The 25979-nt window shown below is 61.5% G+C and carries 21 protein-coding genes and 1 pseudogene; 6 read left to right on the top strand and 16 right to left on the bottom strand.

From position 1 onward, the window contains the following. Positions 1-67: 67 nt before the first annotated feature. The 3 genes from AC07W0_RS08115 to AC07W0_RS08105 all read right to left on the bottom strand — a co-directional run bounded on the left by AC07W0_RS08115 (position 68) and on the right by AC07W0_RS08105 (position 4782). Positions 68-1393: a sigma-54-dependent transcriptional regulator gene (locus tag AC07W0_RS08115; protein WP_017846084.1), complete on the bottom strand. Its 1326-nt coding sequence runs from the start codon at positions 1391-1393 to the stop codon at positions 68-70. Further along, entirely contained in the window at positions 1387-3153 is a 1767-nt protein-coding gene (locus AC07W0_RS08110; RefSeq protein WP_046490035.1) for a sensor histidine kinase, read from the bottom strand. The genes AC07W0_RS08115 and AC07W0_RS08110 overlap by 7 nt, the downstream gene beginning before the upstream one ends. 105 nt (positions 3154-3258) lie before the next feature. Further along, positions 3259-4782: a fumarate hydratase gene (locus tag AC07W0_RS08105; protein ID WP_017846082.1), complete on the bottom strand. Its 1524-nt coding sequence runs from the start codon at positions 4780-4782 to the stop codon at positions 3259-3261. Between the two features lie 217 nt (positions 4783-4999). Here AC07W0_RS08105 and AC07W0_RS08100 point away from each other — a divergent pair, with 217 nt between their 5' ends. Next, positions 5000-5944, top strand: a complete 945-nt coding sequence (locus AC07W0_RS08100; protein ID WP_102617329.1) for an iron-sulfur-binding ferredoxin reductase — start codon at positions 5000-5002, stop codon at positions 5942-5944. 92 nt (positions 5945-6036) lie between these two features. Here the strand turns inward: AC07W0_RS08100 and pyk are convergent, their stop codons facing one another. Continuing rightward, positions 6037-7488, bottom strand: a complete 1452-nt coding sequence (gene pyk, locus AC07W0_RS08095) for a pyruvate kinase (protein ID WP_017846080.1) — start codon at positions 7486-7488, stop codon at positions 6037-6039. A 172-nt stretch (positions 7489-7660) separates the two neighbouring features. Between pyk and AC07W0_RS08090 the strand changes: the two genes are divergently transcribed. Together AC07W0_RS08090 and AC07W0_RS08085 are read left to right on the top strand one after the other, a co-directional pair. Then, positions 7661-8035, top strand: a complete 375-nt coding sequence (locus AC07W0_RS08090) for a tetratricopeptide repeat protein (RefSeq protein WP_017139782.1) — start codon at positions 7661-7663, stop codon at positions 8033-8035. Between the two features lie 227 nt (positions 8036-8262). Beyond that, positions 8263-8622, top strand: coding sequence for a PilZ domain-containing protein (locus AC07W0_RS08085; RefSeq protein WP_102617344.1), 360 nt, complete (start codon positions 8263-8265; stop codon positions 8620-8622). 60 nt (positions 8623-8682) lie between these two features. Here the strand turns inward: AC07W0_RS08085 and AC07W0_RS08080 are convergent, their stop codons facing one another. Beyond that, positions 8683-10014 (bottom strand): DUF58 domain-containing protein, encoded by a 1332-nt coding sequence (locus AC07W0_RS08080; protein ID WP_102617330.1) that lies wholly within the window; start codon positions 10012-10014, stop codon positions 8683-8685. Positions 10015-10021: 7 nt separating this feature from the next. Further along, the gene (locus AC07W0_RS08075; RefSeq protein WP_186354534.1) at positions 10022-11062 is read right to left on the bottom strand and encodes an AAA family ATPase; all 1041 of its coding nucleotides are present in this window, start codon (positions 11060-11062) and stop codon (positions 10022-10024) included. A 498-nt stretch (positions 11063-11560) separates the two neighbouring features. Between AC07W0_RS08075 and AC07W0_RS08070 the strand changes: the two genes are divergently transcribed. After that, on the top strand, positions 11561-12889 hold the full coding sequence (locus AC07W0_RS08070) for an OprD family porin (protein ID WP_102617331.1): 1329 nt from the start codon (positions 11561-11563) through the stop codon (positions 12887-12889). Positions 12890-13171: 282 nt separating this feature from the next. On the opposite strand, the gene AC07W0_RS08065 is transcribed toward AC07W0_RS08070, so the two are convergent. The 4 genes from AC07W0_RS08065 to AC07W0_RS08050 are packed head-to-tail and all read right to left on the bottom strand — an operon-like array spanning position 13172 to position 17511. Next, positions 13172-14329 carry a DUF4350 domain-containing protein gene (locus AC07W0_RS08065; RefSeq protein WP_046490044.1) on the bottom strand — a complete coding sequence of 386 codons (1158 nt, stop codon included), beginning with the start codon at positions 14327-14329 and terminating at the stop codon, positions 13172-13174. Then, positions 14326-15855 carry a DUF4129 domain-containing protein gene (locus AC07W0_RS08060; protein WP_046490046.1) on the bottom strand — a complete coding sequence of 510 codons (1530 nt, stop codon included), beginning with the start codon at positions 15853-15855 and terminating at the stop codon, positions 14326-14328. Before AC07W0_RS08060 ends, AC07W0_RS08065 begins: the two co-directional genes overlap by 4 nt. After that, positions 15842-16822 (bottom strand): stage II sporulation protein M, encoded by a 981-nt coding sequence (locus tag AC07W0_RS08055; RefSeq protein WP_046490048.1) that lies wholly within the window; start codon positions 16820-16822, stop codon positions 15842-15844. Before AC07W0_RS08055 ends, AC07W0_RS08060 begins: the two co-directional genes overlap by 14 nt. Further along, on the bottom strand, positions 16819-17511 hold the full coding sequence (locus AC07W0_RS08050; RefSeq protein WP_026139913.1) for an RDD family protein: 693 nt from the start codon (positions 17509-17511) through the stop codon (positions 16819-16821). Before AC07W0_RS08050 ends, AC07W0_RS08055 begins: the two co-directional genes overlap by 4 nt. Positions 17512-17678: 167 nt before the next feature. Between AC07W0_RS08050 and sbcB the strand changes: the two genes are divergently transcribed. Beyond that, positions 17679-19106 carry an exodeoxyribonuclease I gene (gene sbcB / locus AC07W0_RS08045; protein WP_017846069.1) on the top strand — a complete coding sequence of 476 codons (1428 nt, stop codon included), beginning with the start codon at positions 17679-17681 and terminating at the stop codon, positions 19104-19106. 90 nt (positions 19107-19196) lie between these two features. Here sbcB and mvaT read toward each other — a convergent pair whose 3' ends face one another. Beyond that, positions 19197-19571, bottom strand: a complete 375-nt coding sequence (gene mvaT, locus AC07W0_RS08040; protein ID WP_005790963.1) for a histone-like nucleoid-structuring protein MvaT — start codon at positions 19569-19571, stop codon at positions 19197-19199. 347 nt (positions 19572-19918) lie between these two features. On the opposite strand from mvaT, the gene purU reads away from it, so the two are divergent. Next, complete coding sequence (gene purU, locus AC07W0_RS08035) at positions 19919-20767, top strand: formyltetrahydrofolate deformylase (RefSeq protein ID WP_017847102.1); 849 nt, start codon at positions 19919-19921, stop codon at positions 20765-20767. A gap of 127 nt (positions 20768-20894) precedes the next feature. Here purU and gpgF read toward each other — a convergent pair whose 3' ends face one another. The 5 genes and pseudogenes from gpgF to AC07W0_RS08010 all read right to left on the bottom strand — a co-directional run. Beyond that, positions 20895-21995 carry a glucosaminyl phosphatidylglycerol flippase gene (gene gpgF / locus AC07W0_RS08030; RefSeq protein ID WP_017847103.1) on the bottom strand — a complete coding sequence of 367 codons (1101 nt, stop codon included), beginning with the start codon at positions 21993-21995 and terminating at the stop codon, positions 20895-20897. After that, positions 21992-22735: an N-acetylglucosaminyl phosphatidylglycerol deacetylase gene (gpgD, locus tag AC07W0_RS08025; protein WP_046490052.1), complete on the bottom strand. Its 744-nt coding sequence runs from the start codon at positions 22733-22735 to the stop codon at positions 21992-21994. The genes gpgF and gpgD overlap by 4 nt, the downstream gene beginning before the upstream one ends. Next, on the bottom strand, positions 22728-23849 hold the full coding sequence (gene gpgS, locus AC07W0_RS08020; RefSeq protein WP_046382247.1) for an N-acetylglucosaminyl phosphatidylglycerol synthase: 1122 nt from the start codon (positions 23847-23849) through the stop codon (positions 22728-22730). Before gpgS ends, gpgD begins: the two co-directional genes overlap by 8 nt. 143 nt (positions 23850-23992) lie before the next feature. Beyond that, positions 23993-24757, bottom strand: coding sequence for a methyl-accepting chemotaxis protein (locus AC07W0_RS08015; RefSeq protein ID WP_370737559.1), 765 nt, complete (start codon positions 24755-24757; stop codon positions 23993-23995). Positions 24758-24850: 93 nt separating this feature from the next. After that, a pseudogene (locus AC07W0_RS08010) lies at positions 24851-25882 on the bottom strand (HAMP domain-containing protein); the annotation flags it as partial. Between the last annotated feature and the right edge of the window lie 97 nt (positions 25883-25979).

Below are 25979 nucleotides of genomic sequence, written 5' to 3'. Positions count from 1 at the left end.
TGGGTGAGCGGAAATCCGCTTATGGCGTGCCCGCGATGGCGTCTTTGAAAACACCACAAAGAACGCCCTAGAGAAACATCTCGCGCACCAACCCATGCCGCTGCATTTTCTCGTTGAAGGTGCGCCGGGGCAGTTGCAGCTCGGCCAGTACCGCCTTGATATCGCCTTTGTGTCGGGTCAGTGCGGCTTTCAGGCAGTGGGCCTCGAAGGCTTCCTGTTGCGCCGCCAATGATTGCCCGGCCTCGATGCCTTCGGGCTCCGGTTCGCCCAGCCCCAGCACCTGGCGTTCGGCGACGTTGGCCAGTTCGCGCACGTTGCCCGGCCAGTCATGGCTGAGCAGGCGCCCCAGTTGCGCGCCACTCAGCGGTTCAACGCTGCGGCCCAGGCGTTCGGCGGCGCTTTGCGCAAAGTGATCGAACAGCAGCGGTATATCTTCACGGCGCTCGCGCAGGGGCGGCAGGCGCAGTTGTGCGACGTTCAGCCGATAGGCCAGGTCTTCGCGAAAGCGTCCGGCGCGGGCTTCTTCCAACAGGTCCGGTTTGGTCGCAGCGATGATGCGCAGATCGACGTGGATGCTCTGATTGGAGCCCAGGCGCTCCAACTTCTGCTCCTGCAACACCCGCAGCAATTTGACTTGCTGGGCCAGGGGCATGCTTTCGATTTCATCCAGAAACAGCGTGCCGCCGTGGGCGTATTCCAGCTTGCCGATACGCTTGCCCTGAGCGCCGGTAAACGCGCCGCTCTCGTGGCCGAACAGCTCGGCTTCAAACAGCTGCTCGGGGATTGCCGCGCAATTGAGCGCGACAAAGGCTTTCTTCGCCCGCGGGCCGAAGTCGTGCAGGCAGCGGGCGACCAGTTCCTTGCCGCTGCCGGTCTCGCCGCGGATCAGCACATTGACCGGCAACGTCGCCAGGTCGAGCACCTGGCGGCGCAGGTTCTGCATGCTGCGGGACACGCCCAACAGGCTGTTTTCCAGTTGTGTCCGATGATCGGCCTGTTGATGCAGGCGGCGGTTTTCCAGGATCAGCCCACGTTTATCGAGGGCGCGACGCAGGCTGTTGAGCAGGGCTTCGGGGCTGAAGGGTTTTTCCAGGAAGTCGTAGGCCCCGTCGCGCATGGCCTCGACGGCCATCGGCACATCGCCATGGCCGGTCAGCAGGATCACCGGTAAGTCGGCGTCGCGCCGCCGCACTTCGGCCAGCAGTTCCAGGCCGCTGAGGCCGGGCATACGCACGTCGCTCAACACCACCCCGGGAAAGTCCTTGGGCAGTTGCGCCAGGCAGGCCTCGGCGCGACTGAACAACTGCACGTCAAATCCCGACAGGCTCAACCATTGCTCAACGGCTGTGCGAATGCTGGCTTCGTCATCGACCACAATCACCGCATTCAACATAGCTCCGGCGTCTCCAGCGCGATAGGCAGGGTCAGGGTAAATACCGCGCCGTCGCCACGGTTAGCGACGCACAGGCGTCCACCCAGTTCATGCACGATAGCGTAGGACACCGCCAGCCCCAAGCCGAGTCCATCACCCACGGGCTTGGTGGTGAAGAACGGGTCGAACACGCTGTTCAGGTGTTCTTCGGCGATGCCGCCGCCGCTGTCGCTGACGGTCAGTTGCCACAGTTGCTCATCGGCGTGCAGGCGGATTTCCAGGCGTTTGCGCGGCTTGTTGGCCATGGCGTCGAGGGCATTGCGCAACAGGTTGATCAGTACTTGTTCCAGGCGGATCGCGTCGCCACGGACCCAGGCGGGGCGGGTCAGGTCCAGCACGGTGCCGATGCCTTCATCGCGCAGGCGCGCGTCGAGCAGTTGCAGGGCCTGGTCGACCACACTGGCCAGGTCGAGGCGCTCGCGCAGGCCGCTGGGGCTTTTGCGGGCGAAGGTCTTGAGGTGGCCGGTCAGCGCGGCCATGCGGGTGAGCATGTCGTCCAGTGGTGTGAGCGCCTTGTAGGCATCTTCCACGCGGCCATGGTCGAGCAGCAGGCGCAGGGTCGCCAATTGCATGCGCTGTGCGGTCAGCGGCTGGTTGATTTCATGGGCGAGGGCGGCAGACATCTGCCCCAGCGCCGCCAGCTTGGCCGATTGCACCAAACCATCCTGGGCCGTGCGCAGGGCCTGGGTGCGCTCCTCGACAAGCTGTTCGAGCTCTTCGCGGCTGCGCTGGCGCATGCGGGCCAGGCGCCAGCGCTGGGTCAGGAACAGCACCAGGAACACCAGCGCCAGCCACGAACCGGCGGCGGCGAGGCCGGCGTTGCGTTGGTCTTCGAAGGCGAACTGGGGTTTGCGCAGCAGGTGCAAGGTCCAGCCTTCGCCCTTCAGCGGCAGGGATTCCCAGATGTACCGGGCGTTGCCGTCGGGGCCGTTGACGCGCATCAGGTGGCTGTTTTCGTCGAAACGCTGCAGGGTCTGGGTCTCCAGCGATTGCAGCTGTTTCTTGTCGTACTGGCGGGTGGCCGTGAGTTCGGCGAGGTCGCTGGCCGACAGCGGGCGCAGGTTGCGATAACGCCAGCCCGGCTGGTTGGCGATAAACACAATGCCGCGTGCATCGCTGACCAGCAGCAGGTCGTTGCCCTGGGCCCATTCGCGCTCGAGTTCGGGGAACTCCAGTTTGACCACCATCGCGCCGAGGAACTGCTCGTGTTCATCGAGCACCGCGCTGGATAGGAAATACCCCGGCACGCCGGTGGTCACCCCGACCGCATAAAAGCGCCCGGTGCCCTGGCTCAGGGTCTGCCTGAAATAAGGCCGGAACGCATAATTGTGCCCGACGTAACTGCTCGGCAGCTTCCAGTTGCTCGCGGCTACGGCCAGGCCGGTGCGGTCCATCAGTTCCAATGTGGAGGACTGCGCGGCGCTGTTGATACGTTCCAGTTTACGGTTGAGCAGGTCCTGGGTCGCGGCATCCAGCGGGCCTTTCAACGCGCTGATCATTTCCGAGTCCAGTGCCAGCACGGCGGGCAGGGCGCGGTAGCGTTCGATCAGGGTGTGCAGCGAGTTGGCGTACAGCGCTAATTGCTGATTGGCACGGGCGGCATCGTCCACCAGGGCCTGGCGTTCGGCATGGCGGGTGGCCAGGGCAGCGGCCAGCACCGCACCGGCGATGATCAACAGGGAGTAGAAGGTCAGGCGCAGGGGGCGAGGGATCGCGATCATACGGAGATGAACAGCTGCAATTAGGGGGGAGCACCATAGCATGCGCGATAAAAAAGGCGACTGGGCTGTGTAGCCGCAGTCGCCTTTATCGGTGCGAAGAAGCGCTTACTGCACTTCTACCGCCAGGCTTTCACTGATCTTTTTCTGCCAGATGGCAGGACCGGTGATGTGGACGGATTCGCCTTTGCTGTCCACCGCAACGGTGACCGGCATGTCTTTCACTTCGAACTCGTAGATCGCTTCCATGCCCAGTTCGGCGAAAGCCACCACGCGCGACTTCTTGATGGCTTGCGCCACCAGGTAAGCAGCACCGCCTACGGCCATCAGGTACACGGCCTTGTAGTCCTTGATCGCTTCGATGGCGGTCGGGCCGCGCTCGGATTTGCCGATCATGCCCAGCAGGCCGGTTTGTTCGAGGATCTGACGGGTGAACTTGTCCATCCGCGTCGCGGTGGTCGGGCCGGCAGGACCAACCACTTCGTCGCGCACCGGATCAACCGGGCCGACGTAGTAGATGAAGCGACCCTTGAGGTCCACCGGCAGGGTTTCGCCCCTGTTCAGCATCTCGACCATGCGCTTGTGCGCCGCGTCGCGACCGGTCAGCATCTTGCCGTTGAGCAACACGGTTTCGCCCGGCTTCCAGCTCTGCACGTCTTCCGGGGTCAGGGTGTCGAGGTTGACGCGACGGGCCGACGGGCCGGCTTCCCAGACGATTTCCGGGTAGGCGTCCAGCGGTGGCGCTTCCAGCGATGCCGGGCCCGAACCGTCGAGCACGAAGTGCGCGTGACGGGTGGCGGCGCAGTTGGGGATCATGCACACCGGCAGGGAAGCGGCGTGGGTCGGGTAATCCATGATCTTCACGTCGAGCACGGTGGTCAGGCCACCCAGGCCCTGGGCGCCGATGCCCAGTTGGTTGACCTTCTCGAACAGCTCCAGGCGCATCTCTTCGATACGGTTGGAAGGGCCACGCTTTTTCAGCTCGTGGATGTCGATGGATTCCATCAACACTTCCTTGGCCATCACGGCGGCTTTCTCGGCGGTGCCGCCGATGCCGATGCCGAGCATGCCCGGTGGGCACCAGCCGGCGCCCATGGTCGGAACGGTCTTGAGCACCCAGTCGACGATCGAATCGGACGGGTTGAGCATGGCCATTTTCGACTTGTTCTCGGAACCACCGCCCTTGGCGGCCACGTCCACTTCCACGGTGTTACCCGGGACGATGGAGTAGTGGATCACCGCCGGGGTGTTGTCCTTGGTGTTTTTACGCGCGCCCGCCGGGTCGGCGAGGATCGAAGCACGCAGGACGTTTTCCGGCAGGTTGTAGGCGCGACGCACGCCTTCGTTGATCATGTCGTCCAGGCCCATGGTGGCGCCGTCCCAGCGCACGTCCATGCCTACGCGCACGAACACGGTGACGATACCGGTGTCCTGGCAGATCGGGCGGTGGCCGGTGGCACACATGCGCGAGTTGATCAGGATCTGGGCGATGGAGTCACGGGCAGCCGGCGATTCTTCGCGCAGGTAGGCTTCGTGCATTGCCTGGATGAAGTCAACGGGGTGGTAGTAGGAAATGAATTGCAGGGCGTCGGCAACGCTCTGAATCAGGTCGTCTTGCTTGATCACGGTCATGAGTCGCGCTCCTCTATAAGGGAACATTCAATAAAGGTGGCTTCAGTGGGGTGTATCGGTCGGCTGAAACCACCTTTCCAAGGCACGCCGAGTGATGCTGGCGCGACGCTAAAAAGGCGCGGCAGTATAACCCGGCACGGTGGCCGATACACCCGACTATGGTCAAACTCTGCCGGGCGTGATTCCCTGTGTAGGCTTTTTTGATCTGAGACCTTGTATGCCTGAACTGTACGTCGGCGAACGCCACTGGTCGGTCTCCACCGGTAGCAACCTGTTGGATGCCCTGAACCAGGCCGGCGTTGCCGTGCCCTACAGTTGCCGCGCCGGCAGTTGCCATGCGTGCCTGGTGCGTTGCCGGGGCGAGGTCGAGGATCAGCAGCCCGACGCCCTCAGCCCGGCGCAACGCGAGAACGGCTGGCGCCTGGCCTGCCAGTGCCGGGTGGTGGCGGACCTGCACGTCGAAGCGTTTGACCCGAGCCGTGACGGCGTGCCGGCCGCGGTGGTCGGCGTGGAGTGGTTGAGCACGCATGTGCTGCGCCTGCGCCTGCAACCGGAGCGCGGCCTGCGCTACCGGGCCGGGCAGCATCTGGTGTTGTGGGCGGGGCCGGTGGCGCGCCCGTATTCCTTGGCCAGCCTGCCCGAGGAAGATCCGTTCCTGGAGTTTCATCTCGACTGCCGTCAGCCCGGCGCGTTCAGCGATGCCGCTCGACAGTTGCGCGTCGGTGACCGTCTGCGCCTGGGCGAACTGCGCGGCGGCGCTTTGCAGTACGACCCCGACTGGCAAACCCGGCCGCTGTGGCTGTTGGCGTCCGGCACCGGCCTGGGCCCGTTGTGGGGCGTGTTGCGTGAGGCGTTGCGCCAGGACCACCAAGGCGCGATCCGCTTGATTCACCTGGCCCACGATGCCAGCGGTCACTACTTGGCCGAGCCCCTGGCAGCGCTGGCCGAGCGCCATCCGAACCTGACGGTGGAGCTGTGGACGGCGGCGCAGTTGACCCCGGCCTTGGCGCAACTGCGGCTGGTTTCCCGGCAAACACTGGCCTTGCTCTGCGGGCATCCGGCCAGCGTCGAGGCGTTCTCCAAGCGCCTGTTCCTGGCGGGGCTGCCGCGCAATCAACTGTTGGCTGATGTGTTCCTGCCCAGGTCGATCAGCGGGTGCTGATGACGTTTCCACAGGCAAGCCCATCACTGTGAGCCGCAAAGCAAAAAGCCCCGCCATTCACAGGGCGGGGCTTTGTTTTTTCAGCAGATCACTCAGACCATTGGGTCGCCAACGTGCAGGATCTTCATGCCGTTGGTGCCGCCGATGGTGTGGTAGCTGTCGCCCTTGGTCAGGATGACCCAGTCGCCTTTCTCCACCACGCCACGCTTGAGCAGTTCGTCGATGGCAGCCTGGCTGACTTGCTCAGGTGGCAACGACGCCGGGTCGAACGGTACGGTGTAGACACCACGGAACAACGCCGCGCGGGCCTGGGTTTCGCGGTGCGGGGAGAACGCGTAGATCGGTATCGAGGAGCGGATACGCGACATGATCAACGGCGTGTAGCCACTTTCGGTCAGGGCGATGATCGCTTTGACGCCAGGGAAGTGGTTGGCGGTGTACATGGCGGCAAGGGCGATGCTCTGGTCGCAGCTTTCGAACACTTTGCCGATGCGGTGGCTGGAGGTCTTGCTGGTCGGGTGCTTTTCGGCACCGATGCAGATACGCGCCATGGCCTGGACGGCTTCCAGCGGGTACGGGCCAGCGGCACTTTCAGCCGAGAGCATCACGGCGTCGGTGTAGTCGAGCACGGCGTTGGCCACGTCGGACACTTCGGCGCGGGTCGGCATCGGGTTCTGGATCATCGACTCCATCATCTGGGTCGCCACGATCACCGCTTTATTGTGGCGGCGTGCGTGCAGGATGATTTTTTTCTGGATACCGATCAGCTCGGCATCACCGATTTCCACGCCCAGGTCGCCACGGGCAACCATCACCGCGTCGGACGCCTTGATCAGGCCGTCGAGGGTTTCGTCATCGGCCACGGCTTCGGCGCGTTCGATCTTCGCCACCAGCCAGGCAGTACCACCGGCTTCGTCGCGCAGTTTGCGCGCGTATTCCATGTCGGCAGCGTCGCGTGGGAAGGACACCGCGAGGTAGTCCACTTCCATTTCGGCGGCGAGCTTGATGTCGGCCTTGTCTTTTTCGGTCAGGGCCGGCGCCGTCAGGCCACCACCGCGACGGTTGATACCTTTGTGATCCGACAGCGGGCCGCCGATGATCACGGTGCAGTTCAGCTCGGTGACGCTGGCGGTGTCGACTCGCATGACCACGCGGCCGTCGTCCAGCAGCAGTTCGTCGCCGACGCCGCAATCCTTGACCAGGTCCGGGTAGTCGATACCCACGACGTGCTGGTTGCCGTCGGTCAGCGGGTGGCTGGTGGAGAAGGTGAACGTGTCACCGATCTTCAGCTCGATCCGTTTGTCGGTGAATCTGGCGATGCGGATTTTCGGGCCTTGCAGGTCACCCAGCAATGCGACGAAGCGACCGTGTTTGGCGGCCAGGTCACGCACCAGTTTGGCGCGAGCCTTGTGCTCGTCCGGGGTGCCGTGGGAGAAGTTCAGACGGGCAACGTCCAAACCAGCCAGAATCAGCTGTTCGAGGACTTCCGGCGAGTTACTGGCCGGGCCAAGGGTGGCGACGATTTTGGTACGACGGACGGACATGCACAGACTCCTGAGTTCAAGCGCTGAGGAAGGCTACTATGCTCTTTGGTTGTAGTCATTGTTCGTTTGCACTACTTATCGGCGATTCGCTTTTCGCTCCGGTTGAATAGCTGAACAACCTTGAAGATTTTTGACGAGGGGTCGATACACTGCACAAGACAGGAGAACCCTCATGCGAATTTTGCTCATTGCTGCCCTGGCCGTCAGTGTTGTCGGCTGTACCCGCTGGTCGATGGACCACCATTTGAACAACGCCTACCGTGCGTACGGGGTTGGTGACTGCGAGCGCGTGACCCTGGAATTGTCCCAGGTCGACCGGGAAAGTCGCACCCGGCGCTATGTGCAGCCGGAGGTCTCGATGTTGCGCGGGCAGTGTTTGGAGCGACAGAAGCTGTTCGTCGACGCGGTGCAAACCTATCAGTTCATCATCAACCAGTACCCGTCCAGCGAGTACGCCTATCGGGCCCGTGCGCGTCTCGACACCCTGCAACAACTGGGGCACTACTCCGGGGCGAGCGTTGCGCAGCCACGTCCGGCGTCGTTGTGATGCTATTTATCGTTGCATAGCTGGCCCGTTGCCAGTCTTAAGCTATTCTTTGAATGTCCGTTTGTACAAGTTTGTGTCCAAGCGGATGGAACACTTGGGATTGGCAGGCTGTAGAGTGGCAAAGCGCTAGCTGTTGTCGCACCGATCTCCAGGGAGAGCGGGGGTGTTTAGCCCGTTCCGAATCACTGGCGCGGCCAGAGTTATGGCCAATGGATGGCGATATCATCATGTTTATCGACCGACGAATTGAGCGGCATCAATTGTCTTGTTTCCTGCAAGTGTTCAACCGGCTTACGGATAAGCCCATTGGTTACTTGGGTAACGTATCTGCAGAAGGACTGATGTTGATCAGTCAATTGCCGATGATGGTCGACGTGGCGTTCGAGCTGCGCTTGAAGATTCCCACGGTCGACGGTGATTTCCAGGCAGTTGATTTCACCGCGACCTGTTTATGGAGTCACGAGGACATCAATCCCCAGCATTACGACTCGGGTTTCAGCGTGGCTGAGGCGCCTGTCGAATACGGCCAACTGATCAATGCCTTGCTGCAGTATTTCAGCTTTGACCCCTTACAGGCGTCCGCTTAGACATAGCGCGTAGTCGCCCCGGCTTGGGTGTAGCGACCCAAGCCGGGGTGTGCGCTGTTTTCACAGAACGCCGGCTTTTTTCCAGCCCAGGTAACGTGTCACCAGAGCGGCGCCCAACTCCGAGGGGCGCGTATCCAGTACCGACAACCCATGGGCGTTCAGGCGGTCATGCAGTTCGTCGCGTTGATTGAGGTAGTCGACGGTGCCGCTGTAGGCCAGCGCTTCGGGCAGGGTTTGCACCGGCGAAAGGCGCAGTTGGTCGAGTACTTCTTCGCGCAGGCTGGCGACCAGTACCCGGTGTTGCCGGCTGATGCGTTTGACCGCGGTCAGCAGTGCCTCATCGTCCTCATCCCGCAGGTTACTCACCACGATCACCAGCGCCCGGCGTTTCTGCCGAGCCAGCAACTGGTTGGCCGCGGCTTCGTAGTCGGCCGCGCGTCGCGTGGTGTCGAGGTCGTAGACGGTGTTGAGCAACAGATTCAACTGCCCGCTGCCCTTGACGGGCGCCAGGTAGCGCGGCTGGTCGCAGGCAAAGGTGCATAGGCCGACGGCATCGCCCTGGCGCAAGGCAACATAACTGAGCAGCAGGCAGGCATTGAGCGCGTGATCGAAGTGGGACAGCTCTGCGTCCTGGCTGCGCATGCGCCGACCACAATCGAGCATGAACACGATCTGCTGGTCGCGTTCGTCCTGGTATTCCCGGGCGATCGGCGTGCGTTGGCGTGCGGTGGCTTTCCAGTCGATCTGCCGCAGGCTGTCGCCCTCGCGAAACTCGCGCAGTTGATGAAACTCCAGCCCCAACCCCCGGCGCTGGCGTTGACGCACGCCCAACTGGCTCAGCCAGTTATCCACACCCAAGAGCTGCGCGCCATACAGGCGGGCGAAATCCGGATAGACCCGGGTGGCATCGCTGACCTCAATACTGCGCCGAGCGGACCACAACCCCAAGGGGCTGGGCAGGTGCAGCTCGCAGCGACTGAAACTGAAGTGCCCACGCCGCAGGGGGCGCAGCCGATAGCCCAGTTCGCTGCGTTCGCCGGGGCGCAGTTCGATCGACTGCGGCATGTGTTCCAGGCTCAGGCCGTCGGGGACGTGATCGAACACCTGCACCGTCAGCGGTTGTGGGTAATCGTGTTCAAGCGTCAGGCGTACTTCGCCCCAGCGCCCCAATGCCAGGCTGCCGGGCATCTGCCGTTGTACTCGCGCGGACGGACGACGGCGCAGGCGCATCGCGTCCAATAGCGCCAGCAACAACAGCGCCAGCAGCAGACCCCAGGCCACCGAATGCAGGCTGTCGGGCACCGGGAGTTGCAACGCCTGTGCGGCGCCCAGCAATATATTCAGGCCCAGCAGCACGCCGAGCCAGATCAACAGCAGACGGGTCGGCTTCATGGATGGGTCATTGCCGAGGTGCCGAAATCTGGTCCAGCAGTTGCTGGAGGACCTGGTCCACTTCCAGTCCGTCGATATCCAGCTCGGGGGCGATGCGAACGCGATGACGCAGCACCGCCAGGGCGCAGCCCTTGATGTCGTCCGGGGTGACGAACTCGCCCCCGCGCAGCAAGGCGCGGGCACGGGCGCCGCGCACCAGGGCAATGGATGCGCGTGGGCCGGCACCGATGGTCAGCCCCGGCCAACTGCGGGTGGCCCGTGCCAGGCGCACGGCGTAGTCGAGTACTTGCTCATCCAGCGCCAGTTCGCTGGCGATCTGTTGCAGTTGCAACACGTCCTCGGCTTGCAGCACGGTGCGCAGGGGTTGTACATCGAGCATGTCGGCCCGGGATGAGCGCGTGACTTCGCGCACCATCTCCAGCTCTTGTTGGGAGTCGGGGTAGTCCATCCGCACCTTGAGCATGAAACGGTCCAGTTCGGCCTCGGGCAGCGGGTAGGTGCCTTCCTGCTCGATGGGGTTCTGGGTGGCCAGCACCATGAACGGTTGGCCGATGGGCAGCGCTTCGCCCTCAAGGGTCACTTGGCGCTCCTGCATGGCCTCGAGCAAGGCGGCCTGGGTCTTGGCCGGCGCGCGGTTGATCTCGTCGGCCAGCAACAGGTGGGTAAACAACGGCCCCTTGCGCAGCTTGAACTGCTCGGTGTGCAGGTCGTACACGGCGTGCCCGGTGACATCGCTGGGCATCAGGTCCGGCGTGAACTGGATGCGCGCGAAGTCGCCGCCGAAGCAACGGGCCAGGGCCCGAACCAACAAGGTCTTGCCCAGGCCGGGTACGCCTTCAAGCAGCACGTGGCCGCCGGCGATCAAGGCGGTGAGGACGTCGTCGATCACCTGGTCCTGGCCAATCACCGCCTTGCGCAGCTCAACACGCAACGCCTGGGCTTGGCGGCTGGCGTGTTGCAGGGTTTCGGTGGTCAGGGCAGTGGGTGTTGGAAATTCGCTGATGATTTCCGGAGCCTTATTCATTGTTACATTGGTTGTATTATCCATAAATCAGATACTTACCTAATCTAACTATTGTTGGGTTTTTATGGGCCGGATGAATGGAATCAGGTCGATATGCACAACTTTCATTCCATGATAGTCCCCGACTTTGGGTGCTCGACAGACGACGCGTCGGCCATAATGACCCGCTTCGGTTTGGAGGGATGCCTCCAGGCGCCAGTGGCACTGCCTTCCGGATCATCCCCTGATGCCAAGGGCAATGGAAGTGTGGCCGCTCAAGAGAAGACACTACAGACTGGCTATGCTTTGTAAACCTCAATAAGACGCTCTCTCGCCTCTCCGGCTGCAACGGGCAGCTCGTTATAGGGCGGCAGGAGAGCCACTTTTTCAACAGCGTTGGGCAAAAGCAGCCGCTCTCGAGTAACAAGCTGGCTTGTTTAGCCGCCAAGTTTAATATCAGAATATTCATCTGGTTTCATTTGTTGATCGTCTGGGCTATCGCCTTAATGCTCCAACACGACATCGTGCACTGGAGCAAAAATAATGAAAAAACGCCAATCGGCACTTCAACTCAATACCTTGGCCGTGGCGCTGGCATTTGCCTTGCCGGCCATGAGCTATGCCAGCGATCAGTCCGATTCCAAGGGGTTTGTCGCGGACAGCAGTTTAAATATTCTGAATCGCAACATGTTCTGGAACCAGAACGGCAGCGGCACCCACACCCGTGACTGGAGTCAAGCGCTGATGGCGACCTTCAGCTCGGGCTTCACCCAAGGCACCATCGGCGTCGGCATTGATGCGTTTGCCGACCTGGCGTTGCGCATCGACGGGAGCACCGACCGTGCCGGAGGCCCGAACATTCCATCCGATGCCAATGGCCATCCGGATCACGGCCTCGCGAAGGCCGGCGGTGACGTCAAGTTCCGTGTTTCCAATACCACGCTCAAGGTCGGCGACTTGCAGCCCACGTCGCCGGTGTTTGCCACCGCTGATAACTACCTGATGCCACAGACCGCATCAGGCTTCCAGATCGACAGTCATGAAATCACGGGCCTGAACCTGGAGGCCGGTCATTACACCGCCGGTACCGGTAACACCACCACGTCGCGCAGCGGCGACATTCTCGCCAGCTATGCGGGTGTGGAAGCGGCGTCGGCCAGCTTCGCGGGTGGCAAGTACCAGTTCAGTAAGGAATTCACCGCGTCGCTGTACGGAGCGCGCCTGGAAGACGTTTGGAACCAGTACTACGTCAACTTGAACCTTGTTCATCCATTGGCCGTTGACCAATCCGTCGCACTGGATTTCAACCTCTATCGCACACTGGACGACGGCAGCGCCAAGGCCGGCACCATCGACACCACTGCAGCCTCGCTGGCGGCTGCCTACACCCTGGGCGCGCACACCTTCACCCTGGCCGGACAGAAGATCCATGGTGACGAACCGTTCGACTATGTCGGCTTTGGGGAGACCAACGCTGGTGTCGGTGCCGGCCGCTACGGTAACTCGATCAACCTCGCTGATTCGGTGCAGTACTCCGACTTCAATGGCCCGGGCGAGAAGTCCTGGCAGATGCGCTATGACTTGGACATGAGTTCCTTTGGCGTCCCGGGCCTGAGCTTCATGGCTCGTCATATTCGCGGTTCTGGCATCGACGGTACGCATACTGCCAGTAACTCGGCCTACGCCGGGGCCTATGGCGCCAACGACCAGGAACACGAAACCGACGCCGAAGTGAAATACGTCGTACAGAGTGGCCCGGCCAAGAAACTGACTGTTCACCTGCGGGAGGCCTGGCACGATGGCGATGCTTCTACCGGGGGGCATTTGGTGCAGACGCGTCTGATTACTGAGTACCCGTTGAATATCTTCTAAACAGGCGGGCTTACTTGTCGCTTTAGTTAACGTGTTTGGATTCAACGACGAAACTCGACCGACAGTCTTGCCGCACAAATGCGATATAACCAAACACGGCCTTTGAGGTCTGCCGGGGCTTGTGCGTCCAGAGACTCGGCCGGGGCAATCAGGCGACGGATCAGGCACTCCAGGTTGGTTCTCACTCTGGGTGTGGATTCCACGAGGCGCTGAACCTCAGAGTCGAGGCGCAGCGCTCTCTTGCTGGCGTTGTACCACGCACCTTCGTCACAGAATGCGGGGTCATAGTGCATTCCTGAGCGTTTGCAGGCACGCCACCTGGCGGCTGAAATCGGCGCTGGAAAGCCGTTTTGCCGCAAGGGGGCCAAGGGCCTGGCTGATCACGTGAGAGGGTTGGCGCGTCAGGTGTTCAAGCACCTGCCACTGGTCTGCGGTGTTTAGGTGTTCAAAGCCAGGGTGGCGCCGCCTTGCGGCGCGCAGGATATCGCGCTGCAAGGCGTGCAACAGGGTGCCCTGGCCGCTGCGGCGCAGCAGGAAGTCGGCGCTGGCCTGCAAGTGTTCCTGCAGTTGTCGGCGTGCTCTGGGCGCTGGCGCCTGGATCGGGCCTTGGCGCATGCCGGCCTGCCAGAGCGCCAGGGCGATCAGCGCGGCGAGCGCCACCAGCGCCTGGGGGAAATAGCGCATCAACAAGGTGAACAGGTCGTCCACGTCGCTGTTGAACAGCAGGCTCACGTCGGTGCCCTGGTTGAGGTACCACAGCAGCCAGGCGTTATCGTGTTGGCCGATTCCCGGGGTTTTCCATAAGTCGCTGTCGGTGACGACTGTCACACGGCCTTGGCCGAGATTGAGTTGCATCAGGTGGCTGGACCTGGCGCTGTTGGCGGAGAACTGGGCCAGGTGCTTGGGGTCGGTGAGATTGAAGTCGGTATCGAAGCTGAAATACGCCGGGGCGGTTTCATTGTCGACATAGAGCTTGGTCAGGTCCGGTTTTTTCTGTTTGCGTGCCGGAGCGGGTTGCTCGGATTCGTCGCTCAAGGTCTGCTGGATATGCAGGCTGTCGAGCAGCAGGTCGCCGCTTTTAGCGGTTTCTTCATCCCACAGCGCTTCGGCCACCACCAGCAGGTGGCCACCGGACTTTGCCCAGTTCAGCAGTTGATCCACCTGGCGCGGGGTCATGTTGTCGCGTTCGCCCAGCAGCAACAGGCTGCGGCCTTTTGGGGGCAGATCGGAGAGCCGTTCAAGGCCGCTGGCACGTTCCACCGCCAGGCCTTGCTGGCGCAGAAAGTGTTCGGCCGCCAGGTAGGGATTGCCCAATGCTTCGGGTGAAGGGCCGCGATCCACCACTTCGTCATAAGGCATTGCCTTGTGCCACACATACAGGCCGCCCGCCCCCAGCAGGCAAGCAAGCAGCAACCCCACCCACAGCAATGGCCGCTTCATCGGGCGACTCCCGAGCTGAACAGGGTGCGCCAATCGTTGCACAACTGCTGCTGTACCACCGCGGGCGGAAGGCGGTGCCCGTAGGCGAGGTTTTGCCAGTGCCGGGTCAATTCGTCGCTGAATGCCAGCAATTGTGGTTGTTGCAAGCGTTGAACGCGTTCCAGGACCTGGCCTTCGGTGTCGGCGGTTTTCAGTGGCAGGTTGAAGTCGTGCAGTAACCGACTGAGTAGCCCGCGATACAACAGGCCCAGTGCTTCCCTGGGGTGGTTGGGCCATAGTCGCTCGGCGGCGCTGGCAATGTCATCGGGCAGGGTTTCGGCGCCCAGCTCCAGGCCGAACAGTTGGGTGGGTGTCGGTTTGGCGAGCTTGGGTTGGCGTGGCCCGCGCCGGCTGACAAAGGTGCGCAGCCACTCGCGATAACGCCAGGCGAGCAACGCCACGCCGCCCGCCAACAGACTCCACAGCAGCACCTCCAGGCCTTGGGCGAGGTGCTTGAAGGCGTCGCTGTTGAAGTTGTCCAGCAGTGCTTGCAGCCAGGCCGGTAGTTTGCCCTCACCGCGTGCCTGGGGCTTGGTGTTGGGTTTTTCGTCAGCAAAGCGATAGCGCGTGACGGTTTCCGGATTTTTGAACGGAGGCTTGTCCAGCAGCGCCTTGATCGATTGGCTGGCGGATTGGGGGGTGACTTGCCGGGTGGGGGGCGAGTCATCGGCCATCGCGGGTCGGCCCAGCGGCAGCAGCATCAGCCCGATCACCAGCAGTAGCAACGGGGCCGCGCTGCTCAGGCGCTGGCGCAGGCGGCGAAAAACCAGCTCAAGGTCCCACGCTTCCAGCACGGTGCGACGGTTGAGGTAGAGGCTGAAGCCACAGGCGACGTAGATCGGTTCCCAGAACACCAGGACCAGCGCGTAGAAAGCGTTGCTCAGGTGTTCCAGCCACAACCCCTCCGGGCCGGTTGCCAGGGCCAGCCGTTGCCAGTCCCAATCCAGTTCAACCTGCTGGGGGATGAACAGATAGAACAGCGCCATGCAGCCGAACCACAGGCCGATTTCCAGGTGTACACCGAGCGTGGTCAACCAGCGCGCTGCGCCGGCGTTGTGTTGCTGCAGCACGCCCAGGCGTTTTTGGCGTGCCTGACCATCCAGGCCCTCGAGTTGGCTGACCGGCATCAAAAAGCTGCGGCTCAGGCTCAGTCGCCGCCAGGTCAGGCTGGCCAGGAGTTGGCCCTTGAGCAGGCGCGGCCAGTGACGCACGGCCTGTTTCAGGCTGGGCGTCTCGCCAAACAGGGCCTTGGACAGGATATACAGGGGCAGCCGGTCGAAGGCCGGCTTCAACCACCAGAACACAAACAAGGCCGTGGACGGGTATTGCCACAACAGAACGCTAAGCGCGATGAATATCGGCAGGCTCACCAGCGCCCAACTGGCCATCAGCAGTAGTCGATGTTCCTGGGCCATTAACACGCCCAGGTCCATGGCTTCCCATGATGTTCGCGGGCGAATCACTACGCTGGCATCACTCAGGCGCATGGCGAGTCCGTCCGGCAAGGGTCAGGTAGGCGGCCACCAGTAGCCAGAGCCCCGCGCCCACCAGGTATTTGATCCAAGGCGCGATCGCGGTGGTGGAAGACCAGTAGGCTTCGATAAATGCTGCGATCAGCAGGAACAGCATGACACCGCAGAGCATCTGCACGCTTTTACGTGCCGCCAGCCGCAGGGATTCACCGCGTGTCAGGTGCCCCGGGGCGATCAACGCCCAGCCCAACTGCAAGCCTGCCGCGCCAGCCAGGGCAATTGCGCTGAGTTCGAAGGCACCGTGGCCGATGACAAACGACCAGAAGGTCTGGCCGTAGCCGATTTCAGTGAGGTGCCCGGAGATCGCACCGATGATCAGGCCGTTGAATATCAGAAAGAACACGCTGCCCAGGCCGAACAGCAAGCCCGCGGCAAAGGTCTGGAAGGCGATGCCGATGTTGTGCATCACGTAGTAGCCGAACATCATCCAGTCTTCACTGGATGCACGTTCGGCGACGCGGCCCAGGCGACTGGCGTCCGGGTCGTACATGCTATGCATCTCGGCCACCTGCTGGGGGCTGACGACGCTGTAGATCAGTTCGGGAAACAGGTACACCAGCAGTGCAATACCCACCAGGCTGCCGAAGAACAGCAGGCTGGCGATCAGCACGAAGCGCCACTGTTCACGCACCAGCCGGGGGAAACCGGCCAGCAGGAAAGCCAATACGTTCGCACCCAATTGGCTGCGGTGGCGATACAGTTGTTGGTGGCCGCGCAGGGCCAGTTGTTGCAGCGGGTCCACCAGGTAACTGCTGTAGCCGCGCTCCTGGGCCATGGCCAGGTGCTGGCACAGGCGTCGATACTGATGAGGGAAATCAGCCAGCTCAGCGGCCTTGGCCTTGCCTTGTTCCAACTGCGTCAGTTGTTCGGCGAATGCTTGCCATTGGGGCTGATGACGGCTTTCGAACAGGCTCTGTTTCATGTCGGCCCCAGCAAGCCACGGGCCACGCCGTTGAGCTGCTCGACAGCGCGAGCCGGGGACACCTGCAGGGGCGTGGCGAGGATCGAGGCCAGTTCCTGTACTCGCTCGGCGGACAGTTCGCCCTGGCGCTCGGCGAAATTGAGGATGGCGCGCTGTTCGCTCAGGTCCAGGGCAAATGGCAGGCGCAGGGCAGGGGCTTGCGGCACCTTGGGGCGTGCCAATGGCAGTTCGCGGTAGACCACCAGCGTGCCGGCCGCCAGATCACCGAGCCGTTTGAAGTTAGGGTGCTGCAGGCAACTGATGGCGCCGAGAAAGTAGCCGAACGGCAGCATATCGACAAAGCGCAGCAGGTTGCGGATGAGTGAGGCCGACCAGCCGATGGGCGTGCCGTCATCCTGTACCACGCGCATCCCCATGACCTGCTTGCCCGGCGAGCAGCCCTGGTTGAGTACTTCAAACAGCACCATGTACCACCAACTGACCAGGAACAGCAGCAACGAGCCCAGCCCTATGCCGATGTTGCCGAGCAGGGCCAACGGAACCAGCAGGATGCCCATGAGCAACCCGCGCACGCCCAGGTCGAAGGCGAAGGCCAGCGCACGTGGCAGCAGGCCGGCCGGGCGCAAGGGCAGGTCGATGCCCTCTGGGGTCTCGATCTGGTAACGGGTATCCAATGGAGCTGATGGCATCGCGATCCTTGGCAGCGCAGAGCGGTTGGAAGACTCGGATGCTAGCAGTGTCGGCGATGGAAGCAACCATTCAAGGTTTTGCTGGATGTTTATACAGTTGATCTGGCGCTGGCCTCAGGCACCTTCCAGCGCCTAGACTTTGTCGATCTTCAGCACAGGAATAGCCCGTGACCACTCTTTTCTGGTACGACTATGAAACCACCGGCATCAACCCGCGCAGCGATCGTCCCCTCCAGGTCGCCGGTATTCGCACCGATGTCGACCTCAACGAGGTTGGCCCGCCGGTCAACCTGTATTGCCAACCCAGCGACGATATCCTGCCCCATCCGGCCGCCTGTGCGATTACCGGCATCACCCCGCGCATGCTGGCGGAAAAAGGCTTGGCCGAAGCCGATTTCATGACGCGGGTGCATGCCGAACTGGCGGCCCCCGGTACCTGTGGGGTGGGTTACAACACCCTGCGGTTTGACGATGAAATGACCCGTTACAGTCTCTATCGCAATTTCTTCGACCCCTACGCGCGTGAATGGCAGGGCGGGAACAGCCGCTGGGACTTGATCGATGTGATGCGTACCGCCTACGCGCTGCGCCCGGAGGGAATCGTCTGGCCCGAGCAGGATGGGCGTGTCACCCTCAAGTTGGAGCGTTTGACCGAGGCCAACGGGATCGCCCATGGCCAGGCCCACGATGCGTTGTCCGACGTGCGCGCGACCATTGCCCTGGCCCGATTGGTCCGTGAAAAACAGCCCAGGTTGTACGACTGGCTATTCCAATTGCGCAGCAAGCAACGGGTGATGGACCAGGTGCGGCTGCTGCAACCGATGGTGCATATCTCCGGGCGTTTTTCAGCCGAGCGCCATTTCCTCGGCGTCGTACTGCCCCTGGCCTGGCACCCGCGCAATCGCAACGCATTGATCGTCTGTGACCTGGGCCTTGATCCGCAAGGGCTGCTGGACCTCGACGCCAATACCTTGCGTCAGCGCCTCTACACCCGTCGTGATGACCTGGCCGCAGGCGAGTTACCGGTACCGCTCAAGTTGTTGCATATCAACCGCTGCCCGGTGGTGGCGCCATTGAATGTGCTGCGGGCGCAAGACCGTGAACGACTGCAATTGGATATGGACGCTTATCAGGCGCGGGCGCTGCGGCTAACTGACGCACAGGAAGTTTGGCGCGACAAGTTGGCGGAGATTTATGCCGAGGAAGATTTTGCACCGAGTTCGGACCCGGAGCAGCAGCTCTATGATGGTTTTATCGGTGACCGCGACCGTCGTTTGTGCGAACAAGTCCGCGCGGCAGAGCCGGCGCAATTGGCGCGGCAGCAGTGGCCCTTTGATGATCAGCGTTTGCCGGAATTATTATTTCGCTACCGTGCGCGCAACTTTCCTGCAACCTTGAACAGCGAGGAGCAACAACGCTGGAAACTTTTCTGTCAGCAACGCTTGTCAGATGGCGAATGGGGGGCACCCAATACCTTGGAGGCATTTAAACGTGCTCGTATTGAATTGGCTGTTAGTGCCACGCCGTTTCAGCGTCAGGTGCTGGATCAATGGCAGGAGTATGCTGACTCTTTAGCCGTTCGGTTCAATCTGTAATCAGGCAATTGCAGATTATTCAGACAATAAAAAACGCCAGCAAGCTGGCGTTTTTCGTCTGTCGCGTATCAGGCAAGAGCCTGGCGAGGCTTAGCCCAGCAGGGTAGCCCAGCCTTCAACCACGTCACCGCCCCACTTGGCTTTCCACTCTTTCAGCGTCTTGTGGTTGCCGCCTTTGGTTTCAATCACTTCGCCGTTGTGCGGGTTTTTGTATTGCTTGACCTTGCGGGCACGCTTGGTGCCGGTAGTTTTCACTGCGCCGCGCGGTGCTTTAACTTTAGACTCTGGATCCAGCAGCGCGATGATGTCACGCAGGGATTTGGAGTATTCGCCCATCAGGGTACGCAGTTTGCCTTCGAATTCCAGCTCGGTTTGCAGTTTGTCGTCTTGGGACAGATTCTTCAAACGGGCTTGCAGCTCTTTGATAGCTTCTTCGGTGGCACGGTATTCGTTGATCAGGGACATGTGGACTACCTTATGTAGAGCGCTGATTGACAGGGATAGTGGCTCAATAATAGTCAGGCTATTTCCCCAAGTAAACATTTAAGGGAACATTTATGTGAATTACTTTGAATGTTTGTGGCAAATCTATGCAAACGAGTTAATTAGTAGCGGGTATGGGCAAAGACTACCTGCTTAATTTTCGCTAACTGCCTGAGCGTGCCGATGCACATGCATATAGCGGTGGTAAAACCCTACGTTATTAAGGGGTGTGGTCAAGGCGAGGGCAGAATAAGCGTCAACGGATACTGCAGTTTTTCTGCGTAATCGCTAGAATGAGCGCCTTTGCGAAGTTCTGGAGTTTTCCCCTAATGCACACTTTTCGGCTGGTGATCGCTTGCCCGGACCGGGTTGGCATCGTTGCCAAAGTCAGTAACTTTCTGGCCTCCCACAACGGCTGGATCACCGAGGCGAGCCATCACTCGGACAATCTCAGCGGTTGGTTCTTCATGCGCCACGAAATCCGTGCCGATACGCTGCCCTTTGGCCTTGAGGCGTTTCGCGAGGCGTTTGCGCCGATCGCCGAAGAGTTTTCGATGATCTGGCACATCAGCGATACCGAGCAGAAAAAACGTGTGGTGTTGATGGCCAGCCGTGAATCGCACTGCCTGGCGGACTTGCTGCACCGCTGGCACAGCGACGAGCTGGACTGTGAGATCGCCTGCGTGATCTCCAACCATGACGACCTGCGTAGCATGGTCGAGTGGCATGGCATCCCGTACTACCATGTGCCGGTCAACCCGCAGGACAAGGAACCGGCGTTCGCCGAGGTGTCCCGCCTGGTCAAGCAGCATGAAACCGATGTCGTGGTGCTGGCGCGCTACATGCAGATCCTGCCGCCGGAACTGTGCCGCGAATACGCCGGCAAGGTGATCAACATTCACCACAGCTTCCTGCCGTCGTTTGTCGGTGCCAAACCGTACCACCAGGCTTCCCTGCGTGGCGTGAAGTTGATTGGCGCAACGTGCCATTACGTTACCGAAGAACTGGACGCCGGCCCGATCATCGAGCAGGACGTGGTGCGTGTCAGCCACAGCGACAGCATTGATGACATGGTGCGCTTCGGCCGTGACGTCGAGAAAATGGTCCTGGCCCGTGGCCTGCGCTATCACTTGGAAGACCGCGTGCTGGTACACGGCAACAAAACAGTCGTGTTCTGATCAACGCGTTTTGATTGAAGAATGAAGGGCCTGGGCGTTAAATCGTCCCAGGCCTTTTTTCATTGATCTGCCCAGCAGGACAAGCCCATGACCGATCCACTCGATAAAGCTACGTCCAGGGCGCCCGCTACGTTGGGCGAGGGGTGTCTGAGTCGCTATGACCCGGATGAGCTGGAGGCCGAGGATGGTACTGACTTTCCTGGGGCAGCCCAATTGTGGGACGAGTTGCAGAAACGGCCGGCGTCCCCTGAAACAGACGCTTGAGCAGCGGCCTGCCGAGCATCAGCAGAAACACCGGCCCACCGGCCAGCAGATAGAAATAGTAGGTCACCGCCCGCCAGATCAGAATCGCCGCCGCTGCGCTGGATTTGCCCAGCCAGGGCGCGAGCAAGGCCGCTGACGTCAACTCCGCCGCACCGGCCCCGCCGGGCATAAGGCTGAACTGGCCCGCCGTCAGCGACAGCATCTGGATCAGGAAACTCCAGGCCCACTGCACATCGCCTCCCAACCCTTGCACCGCAAGGTAAAGCACGCTGTAGCGCAGTATCCAATGCAGGCTGGTCAAGGCAAACACGGCGGACAGGGTGCGCCACGGCAATTTCAGCGTTTGGGTAAATGCCGCCAGGAAGCGCAATACTTTGCGCGCCCAGCGCCGGCGAGTCGCGGCGCTTACCTTGCATCGCTGGAGCAAGGTGCCGCTCAGGCGTATCAGGCGGCGATGAAAGCGCACCAGCAGCACAGCGCTGAACACTGCGCCCACCATCGATGCCGCACTGAGCCCCAACAGCCACTCCAGGCGTGGGCTGAGGCTGTGGAACACTGCGTACAACGCGATCCCCAGCAGTGCGCAGAAAAAAAACAGCAAGTCGCTCAACTGATCCATGGCGAACACCGCGCTGCCATGGGCCGGACGTATGCCGTTGCGCGCCAGCAGGACCATCAGTGTCAGTGGCCCGCCGCTGCCTCCGGGCGTGGCGCACATGGCGAATTCGGTCGATATCACCACGCCCAGGCTGTTGAGTCGCCCCAGTTGGCCGCGTTGCTCGCCCAGTAATAAGCGGATACGCACGCTGTTGATCAGCCAGCACAGGATAATCATGCCGAACATCAGCGACAGTTGAGGCAGCGGGAATTGCTTCAGGCGCGTAACGGTTTCGCCACCTCCCAGCCACACGGGAATCGCCAGCGCCAGCAGCAGGCCCAGCAGCAGCCAGATCACCCGGCTCATGGCTGGGTGGCCAGCCAAGCGGCCTTGGTCAGTGGTGTGCGTCCGGCATTGAGCAGGCGTTGTAGGGTTTCAAGCCAGTAGCGGCGGGAAAAATCGTGGCGCATGTCCACCGGGTGCAGTCCCAGGCGAATCACCGGGGCCGCCTGCCAGCGCTGTTCCCGTCGATCGCTGAGACACTTGGACAGACCTCGGCGCCAGGCACTGCGCGCACTCCACACCAGCCCCGGGGCGTTGACCGGCGTGAAGTCGGGTAGCCGGTACAAATGCTGCGGGTCGCTGGTGTAGGTCAGCGGCAATTGGCGCAGTGCCTCGCGGGTGCCGCGGCTCATCAGCCAGGCGGGAGCGACAAAGCCTTGCAGCGGCCAGTCGTAGCGACGGAATACCTCGATGCCATCGCTGATACGCTGCAGCGCCTGATCCTGGCGCAGTTGGTAGAACTCACCCTCATGGGTATACAGGCGCCGCATGAACCAGGCTTTAGGGGTGCGCGGAGCCGGTTGGTCGTCGCAATGGTAGTAGCCGTGCAAGGTCAGCTCATCGCCCTTGGCCACGCGGCTGTCCAGCAGGCGGCGAAAGTCGCCATGGGCGGTCAGGGCGTCATGATGATGAAACTCCGGCACCACCAGCCAGGTGATGGGCACGCCGCCCAACGCGTCGACGGCTGCGACGAATGGGCGGTAGTCGGCCCAGGTCTGCGGCGCTACATCGTGCAGCACCAGCAGTACCGAACGCTCATCCATGGGCGAGCATCGGCTTGTGGCTGCCCAGCACCGCATAATAGTGCGTCAACAGGCTGTCGACGACCGTCTCCCAGGCGTAATGCTGTTCGACATGACGCCGAGCCTGCGCGCCCAGGCGACGGCTGTCGGCACCGAACAGTTCGCGCACCGCATCGGCCATGGCCCTTGGATTATTGGGCGTACACAGCAGGCCGCAGCGCTCGTCAATGATCTCGGTAAATGCGCCGGCCGCCACGGCGACCACCGGTATGCCGCAGGCCATGGCCTCCAGTATTACCAGGCCGAAGGTTTCCTGATCGCCGCCATGCAGCAGTGCGTCGGCGCTGGCCATCAGCCGGGCGACATGCTGGGCGGGGCGGAACCCATCGATCACGGTGACGTTGTCCGGTACGCTGGCCGGCATGCCGGAGCCCACCAACAGCAAGTGGTAGTTGTCCCCCAGGCGTTTCATGCAGTTGAGCAGCAGCGGCAGGTTTTTTTCCTTGGAACCGCGCCCGGCGAAGATCAGCAGCCGGGTATCCGCGGCGATCCCCAGTTCGGCGCGCAAGCCCGGGTCGCGGACGTCCGGGCAGAACGTTTGCAGGTCGACCCCCAGCGGCTGCACGAAGACATTATTCACCCCAAGCCCGATGAGCTTGTCAGCCATCACTTGGCTGGGCGCCAGTACCCGGTCGAAATTCCCATAGAGTTTGCTGACGTAGGCTTCAGCGTTCGGGGTAAACCACGACCCCATGCGGTTACTCACCAGCAGCGGCAGATCCGAGTGATAAAAACCAATGACGGGCACATCCAGTTGGCGTCGTGCATCCAGCGCCGCCCAGGCGGTCAGGTACGGGTCGCCGACTTCGATCAGATCGGGCTGTAAATCGTGCAGGACATTTCGCCAAGGCGCGAGCCGAAGGGGGAAGCGGTAGCCCTTGCCGAAGGGGAGGGCGGGGGCCGGCACCTTGAATATCCCATCCCGTTCGCTCAAGTGTGCGCCGGGGACCAACAGGCTGTGGCGAATGCCGGGTTTGAGCGTCAGACGCCGGTGCTTGGCGTCGAGATAAGTGCGTACGCCACCGCTGGCGGGGGCGTAGAACATGGTGATGTCCGCGATATGCACGATGAACATTCCTCCGATCCGTAGCTCTCCTTACGTGGACCTGAGGTAATGATAGATGTTCGATCGGAATTGGGGGCGCGCGCGCTCAAGTTGATAAAGGTCAATGTGGGCGCAAGGCGGACCTGTGCTCCCACAAGGTTCTGTGGTGTCGGTCAGATACGGAAACTGCCCACCAGATGCTTCAGCCGTGCCGCCTGCTGTTCCAGGTCGGCGCAGGCGCGCAGGGTCGATTGCAGGTTTTCCACGCCTTCCTGATTGAGTGTGTTGATCTCGGTGATGTCCATGTTGATCGACTCGACCACCGAGGTCTGCTCCTCGGTGGCGGTGGCGACCGACTGGTTCATCCCATCGATCTCGCCGATGCGCTGGGTCACGCTGTTCAAGCGTTCGCCGGCCAGGTTGGCGATTTCCACGCTGTCGAGGCTGTGGCGCTGGCTTTCGCTCATGGTACTGACCGAATCCCGGGCGCCGACTTGCAGCTCCTCGATCATCGTTTGCACCTGTTGTGCCGATTCCTGGGTGCGGTGCGCCAGGTTGCGCACTTCGTCGGCCACCACCGCAAACCCACGTCCGGCCTCCCCGGCGCGCGCTGCCTCAATGGCGGCGTTGAGCGCCAGCAGGTTGGTTTGCTGAGAGATGCTGGTGATCACTTCGAGGATTTGCCCGATATTCACCGTTTTGCTGTTAAGTGCTTCGATGTTGCTGCTGGAAGCACTGATCATCGCGGACAACTGAGTCATTGCCTTGATATTGCGTTCAACCACCTGCTGACCGTCTTCGGCCAAGTGCCGCGCATCGCTGGCCTGGTTCGAGGCTTGTGCGGCGTTACGCGCGATTTCCTGGGCGGCGGCCCCCAATTGGTTGATGGCCGCGGCGACGCTGTTGGTGCGGTTGGCCTGCTCGTCGGAATTGATCATCGACGAGTTGGACGCGCTGACCACCCGCAGGGCGACTTCATTGACCTGCCCGGTGGCCGAGGACACTTCGCGGATCGACGTATGAATCCGCTCCACGAAGCGGTTGAACGCATTACCCAGGATGCCGAATTCGTCGTGATTCTGGATGCTCAGGCGACGGGTCAGGTCGCCCTCGCCATCGGCGATGTCCTGCATGGCGCGAGTCATCACGTGCAGCGGTTGCATCAGCACTCGGATCAGCATGCCGAGCAAGGCGATGATGATTACCACGGCAATGATCGTGGCGATGATCGCCGAGGTGCGGAATTCGCTGAGCATGGCGAAGGAGGTGGCTTTATCCACGGAAATACCAAGGTACCAGTTCACCGACGGCAGGCCCTTGATCGGTGTAAAGGTCACGATGTTGTCCTTGCCGTTGGCCTCGACTTCACTGAAGTCGCCGCTGATCTTCGGTGTGTGTTTCGGGTAGACGTCGGCCAGGGTTTTCATCACCAGGTTTTTGTCCGGGTGGACCAGCACCTTGCCGTCGGCGCTGACCAGGAACGCATAACCCATGCCGCCGAAGTTCAGCGCGCCGATGTTGTCCACCAGGGTTTGCAGGCTCAGGTCGCCGCCGACCACGCCGATGCTCTGGCTGCCCTGGGCGCTGGGGGTCGCGATGGAAATGATCAATTGCCCCGTCGCGGCATCGATATAGGGTTCGGTCAGGGTCGAACCATTGCTGCTCTGGGCGCCTTTGTACCAAGGACGAACGCGTGGGTCGAAACCGTCCGGCATCTTGGTGTCGGGGCGGATAGTGAACGCGCCCTGGCTGTCGCCCACGTAGGTTGCCATGAACGAGGAGGTCAGGGCTTTCTGTTCCAGCAGGCTGGCGACCACCTTGGGGTCGGGATTGATCGCAATATTTTGTGCCGCGTTTTCCACCAGGACAATGCGTCCGGTTAGCCAGGTTTGAATGTTGCTGGCAGTGACATCACCCATTTCATGCAGGTAATTGTTGAGATCTTCGCGAATTGCGTTGCGTTGCAGGTAGTCGTTATAAAGCGTAAACAACGCGAAGGCGGCGATGACGATAAGGGAGGCAGCAAGCAGGATTTTGTGGCTGAAACGCAGGTTTTTATTCATGGCCTGAAGGGTCCGCTAAGGTCTTAATATCCAAAACGCGTCCTTATAGGATGCGCAGAATGGTAGCGTCAAAAAAGGTGTGATATTTCTGGCGATA

The sequence above is a fragment of the Pseudomonas sp. GW704-F2 genome, from assembly GCF_059423025.1.
Note: the sequence above shows the minus strand (reverse complement) of the source record. Positions and strands in the feature narration are given on the sequence as shown.

What these genes read in the sequence shown, in the direction of transcription:
- pyk (WP_017846080.1), bottom strand. Translation starts at nt 7,488, where the DNA reads ATGTCCGTCCGTCGTACCAAAATCGTCGCCACCCTTGGCCCGGCCAGT.
- AC07W0_RS08090 (WP_017139782.1), top strand. Translation starts at nt 7,661, where the DNA reads ATGCGAATTTTGCTCATTGCTGCCCTGGCCGTCAGTGTTGTCGGCTGT.
- AC07W0_RS08075 (WP_186354534.1), bottom strand. Translation starts at nt 11,062, where the DNA reads ATGGATAATACAACCAATGTAACAATGAATAAGGCTCCGGAAATCATC.
- gpgD (WP_046490052.1), bottom strand. Translation starts at nt 22,735, where the DNA reads ATGGATGAGCGTTCGGTACTGCTGGTGCTGCACGATGTAGCGCCGCAG.
- AC07W0_RS08085 (WP_102617344.1), top strand. Translation starts at nt 8,263, where the DNA reads ATGTTTATCGACCGACGAATTGAGCGGCATCAATTGTCTTGTTTCCTG.
- gpgF (WP_017847103.1), bottom strand. Translation starts at nt 21,995, where the DNA reads ATGAGCCGGGTGATCTGGCTGCTGCTGGGCCTGCTGCTGGCGCTGGCG.
- AC07W0_RS08110 (WP_046490035.1), bottom strand. Translation starts at nt 3,153, where the DNA reads ATGATCGCGATCCCTCGCCCCCTGCGCCTGACCTTCTACTCCCTGTTG.
- AC07W0_RS08115 (WP_017846084.1), bottom strand. Translation starts at nt 1,393, where the DNA reads ATGTTGAATGCGGTGATTGTGGTCGATGACGAAGCCAGCATTCGCACA.
- AC07W0_RS08100 (WP_102617329.1), top strand. Translation starts at nt 5,000, where the DNA reads ATGCCTGAACTGTACGTCGGCGAACGCCACTGGTCGGTCTCCACCGGT.
- mvaT (WP_005790963.1), bottom strand. Translation starts at nt 19,571, where the DNA reads ATGTCCCTGATCAACGAATACCGTGCCACCGAAGAAGCTATCAAAGAG.
- AC07W0_RS08050 (WP_026139913.1), bottom strand. Translation starts at nt 17,511, where the DNA reads ATGCCATCAGCTCCATTGGATACCCGTTACCAGATCGAGACCCCAGAG.
- AC07W0_RS08080 (WP_102617330.1), bottom strand. Translation starts at nt 10,014, where the DNA reads ATGAAGCCGACCCGTCTGCTGTTGATCTGGCTCGGCGTGCTGCTGGGC.
- gpgS (WP_046382247.1), bottom strand. Translation starts at nt 23,849, where the DNA reads ATGTTCATCGTGCATATCGCGGACATCACCATGTTCTACGCCCCCGCC.
- AC07W0_RS08055 (WP_046490048.1), bottom strand. Translation starts at nt 16,822, where the DNA reads ATGAAACAGAGCCTGTTCGAAAGCCGTCATCAGCCCCAATGGCAAGCA.
- AC07W0_RS08070 (WP_102617331.1), top strand. Translation starts at nt 11,561, where the DNA reads ATGAAAAAACGCCAATCGGCACTTCAACTCAATACCTTGGCCGTGGCG.
- AC07W0_RS08060 (WP_046490046.1), bottom strand. Translation starts at nt 15,855, where the DNA reads ATGCGCCTGAGTGATGCCAGCGTAGTGATTCGCCCGCGAACATCATGG.
- AC07W0_RS08065 (WP_046490044.1), bottom strand. Translation starts at nt 14,329, where the DNA reads ATGAAGCGGCCATTGCTGTGGGTGGGGTTGCTGCTTGCTTGCCTGCTG.
- AC07W0_RS08015 (WP_370737559.1), bottom strand. Translation starts at nt 24,757, where the DNA reads ATGATCAATTCCGACGAGCAGGCCAACCGCACCAACAGCGTCGCCGCG.
- purU (WP_017847102.1), top strand. Translation starts at nt 19,919, where the DNA reads ATGCACACTTTTCGGCTGGTGATCGCTTGCCCGGACCGGGTTGGCATC.
- AC07W0_RS08105 (WP_017846082.1), bottom strand. Translation starts at nt 4,782, where the DNA reads ATGACCGTGATCAAGCAAGACGACCTGATTCAGAGCGTTGCCGACGCC.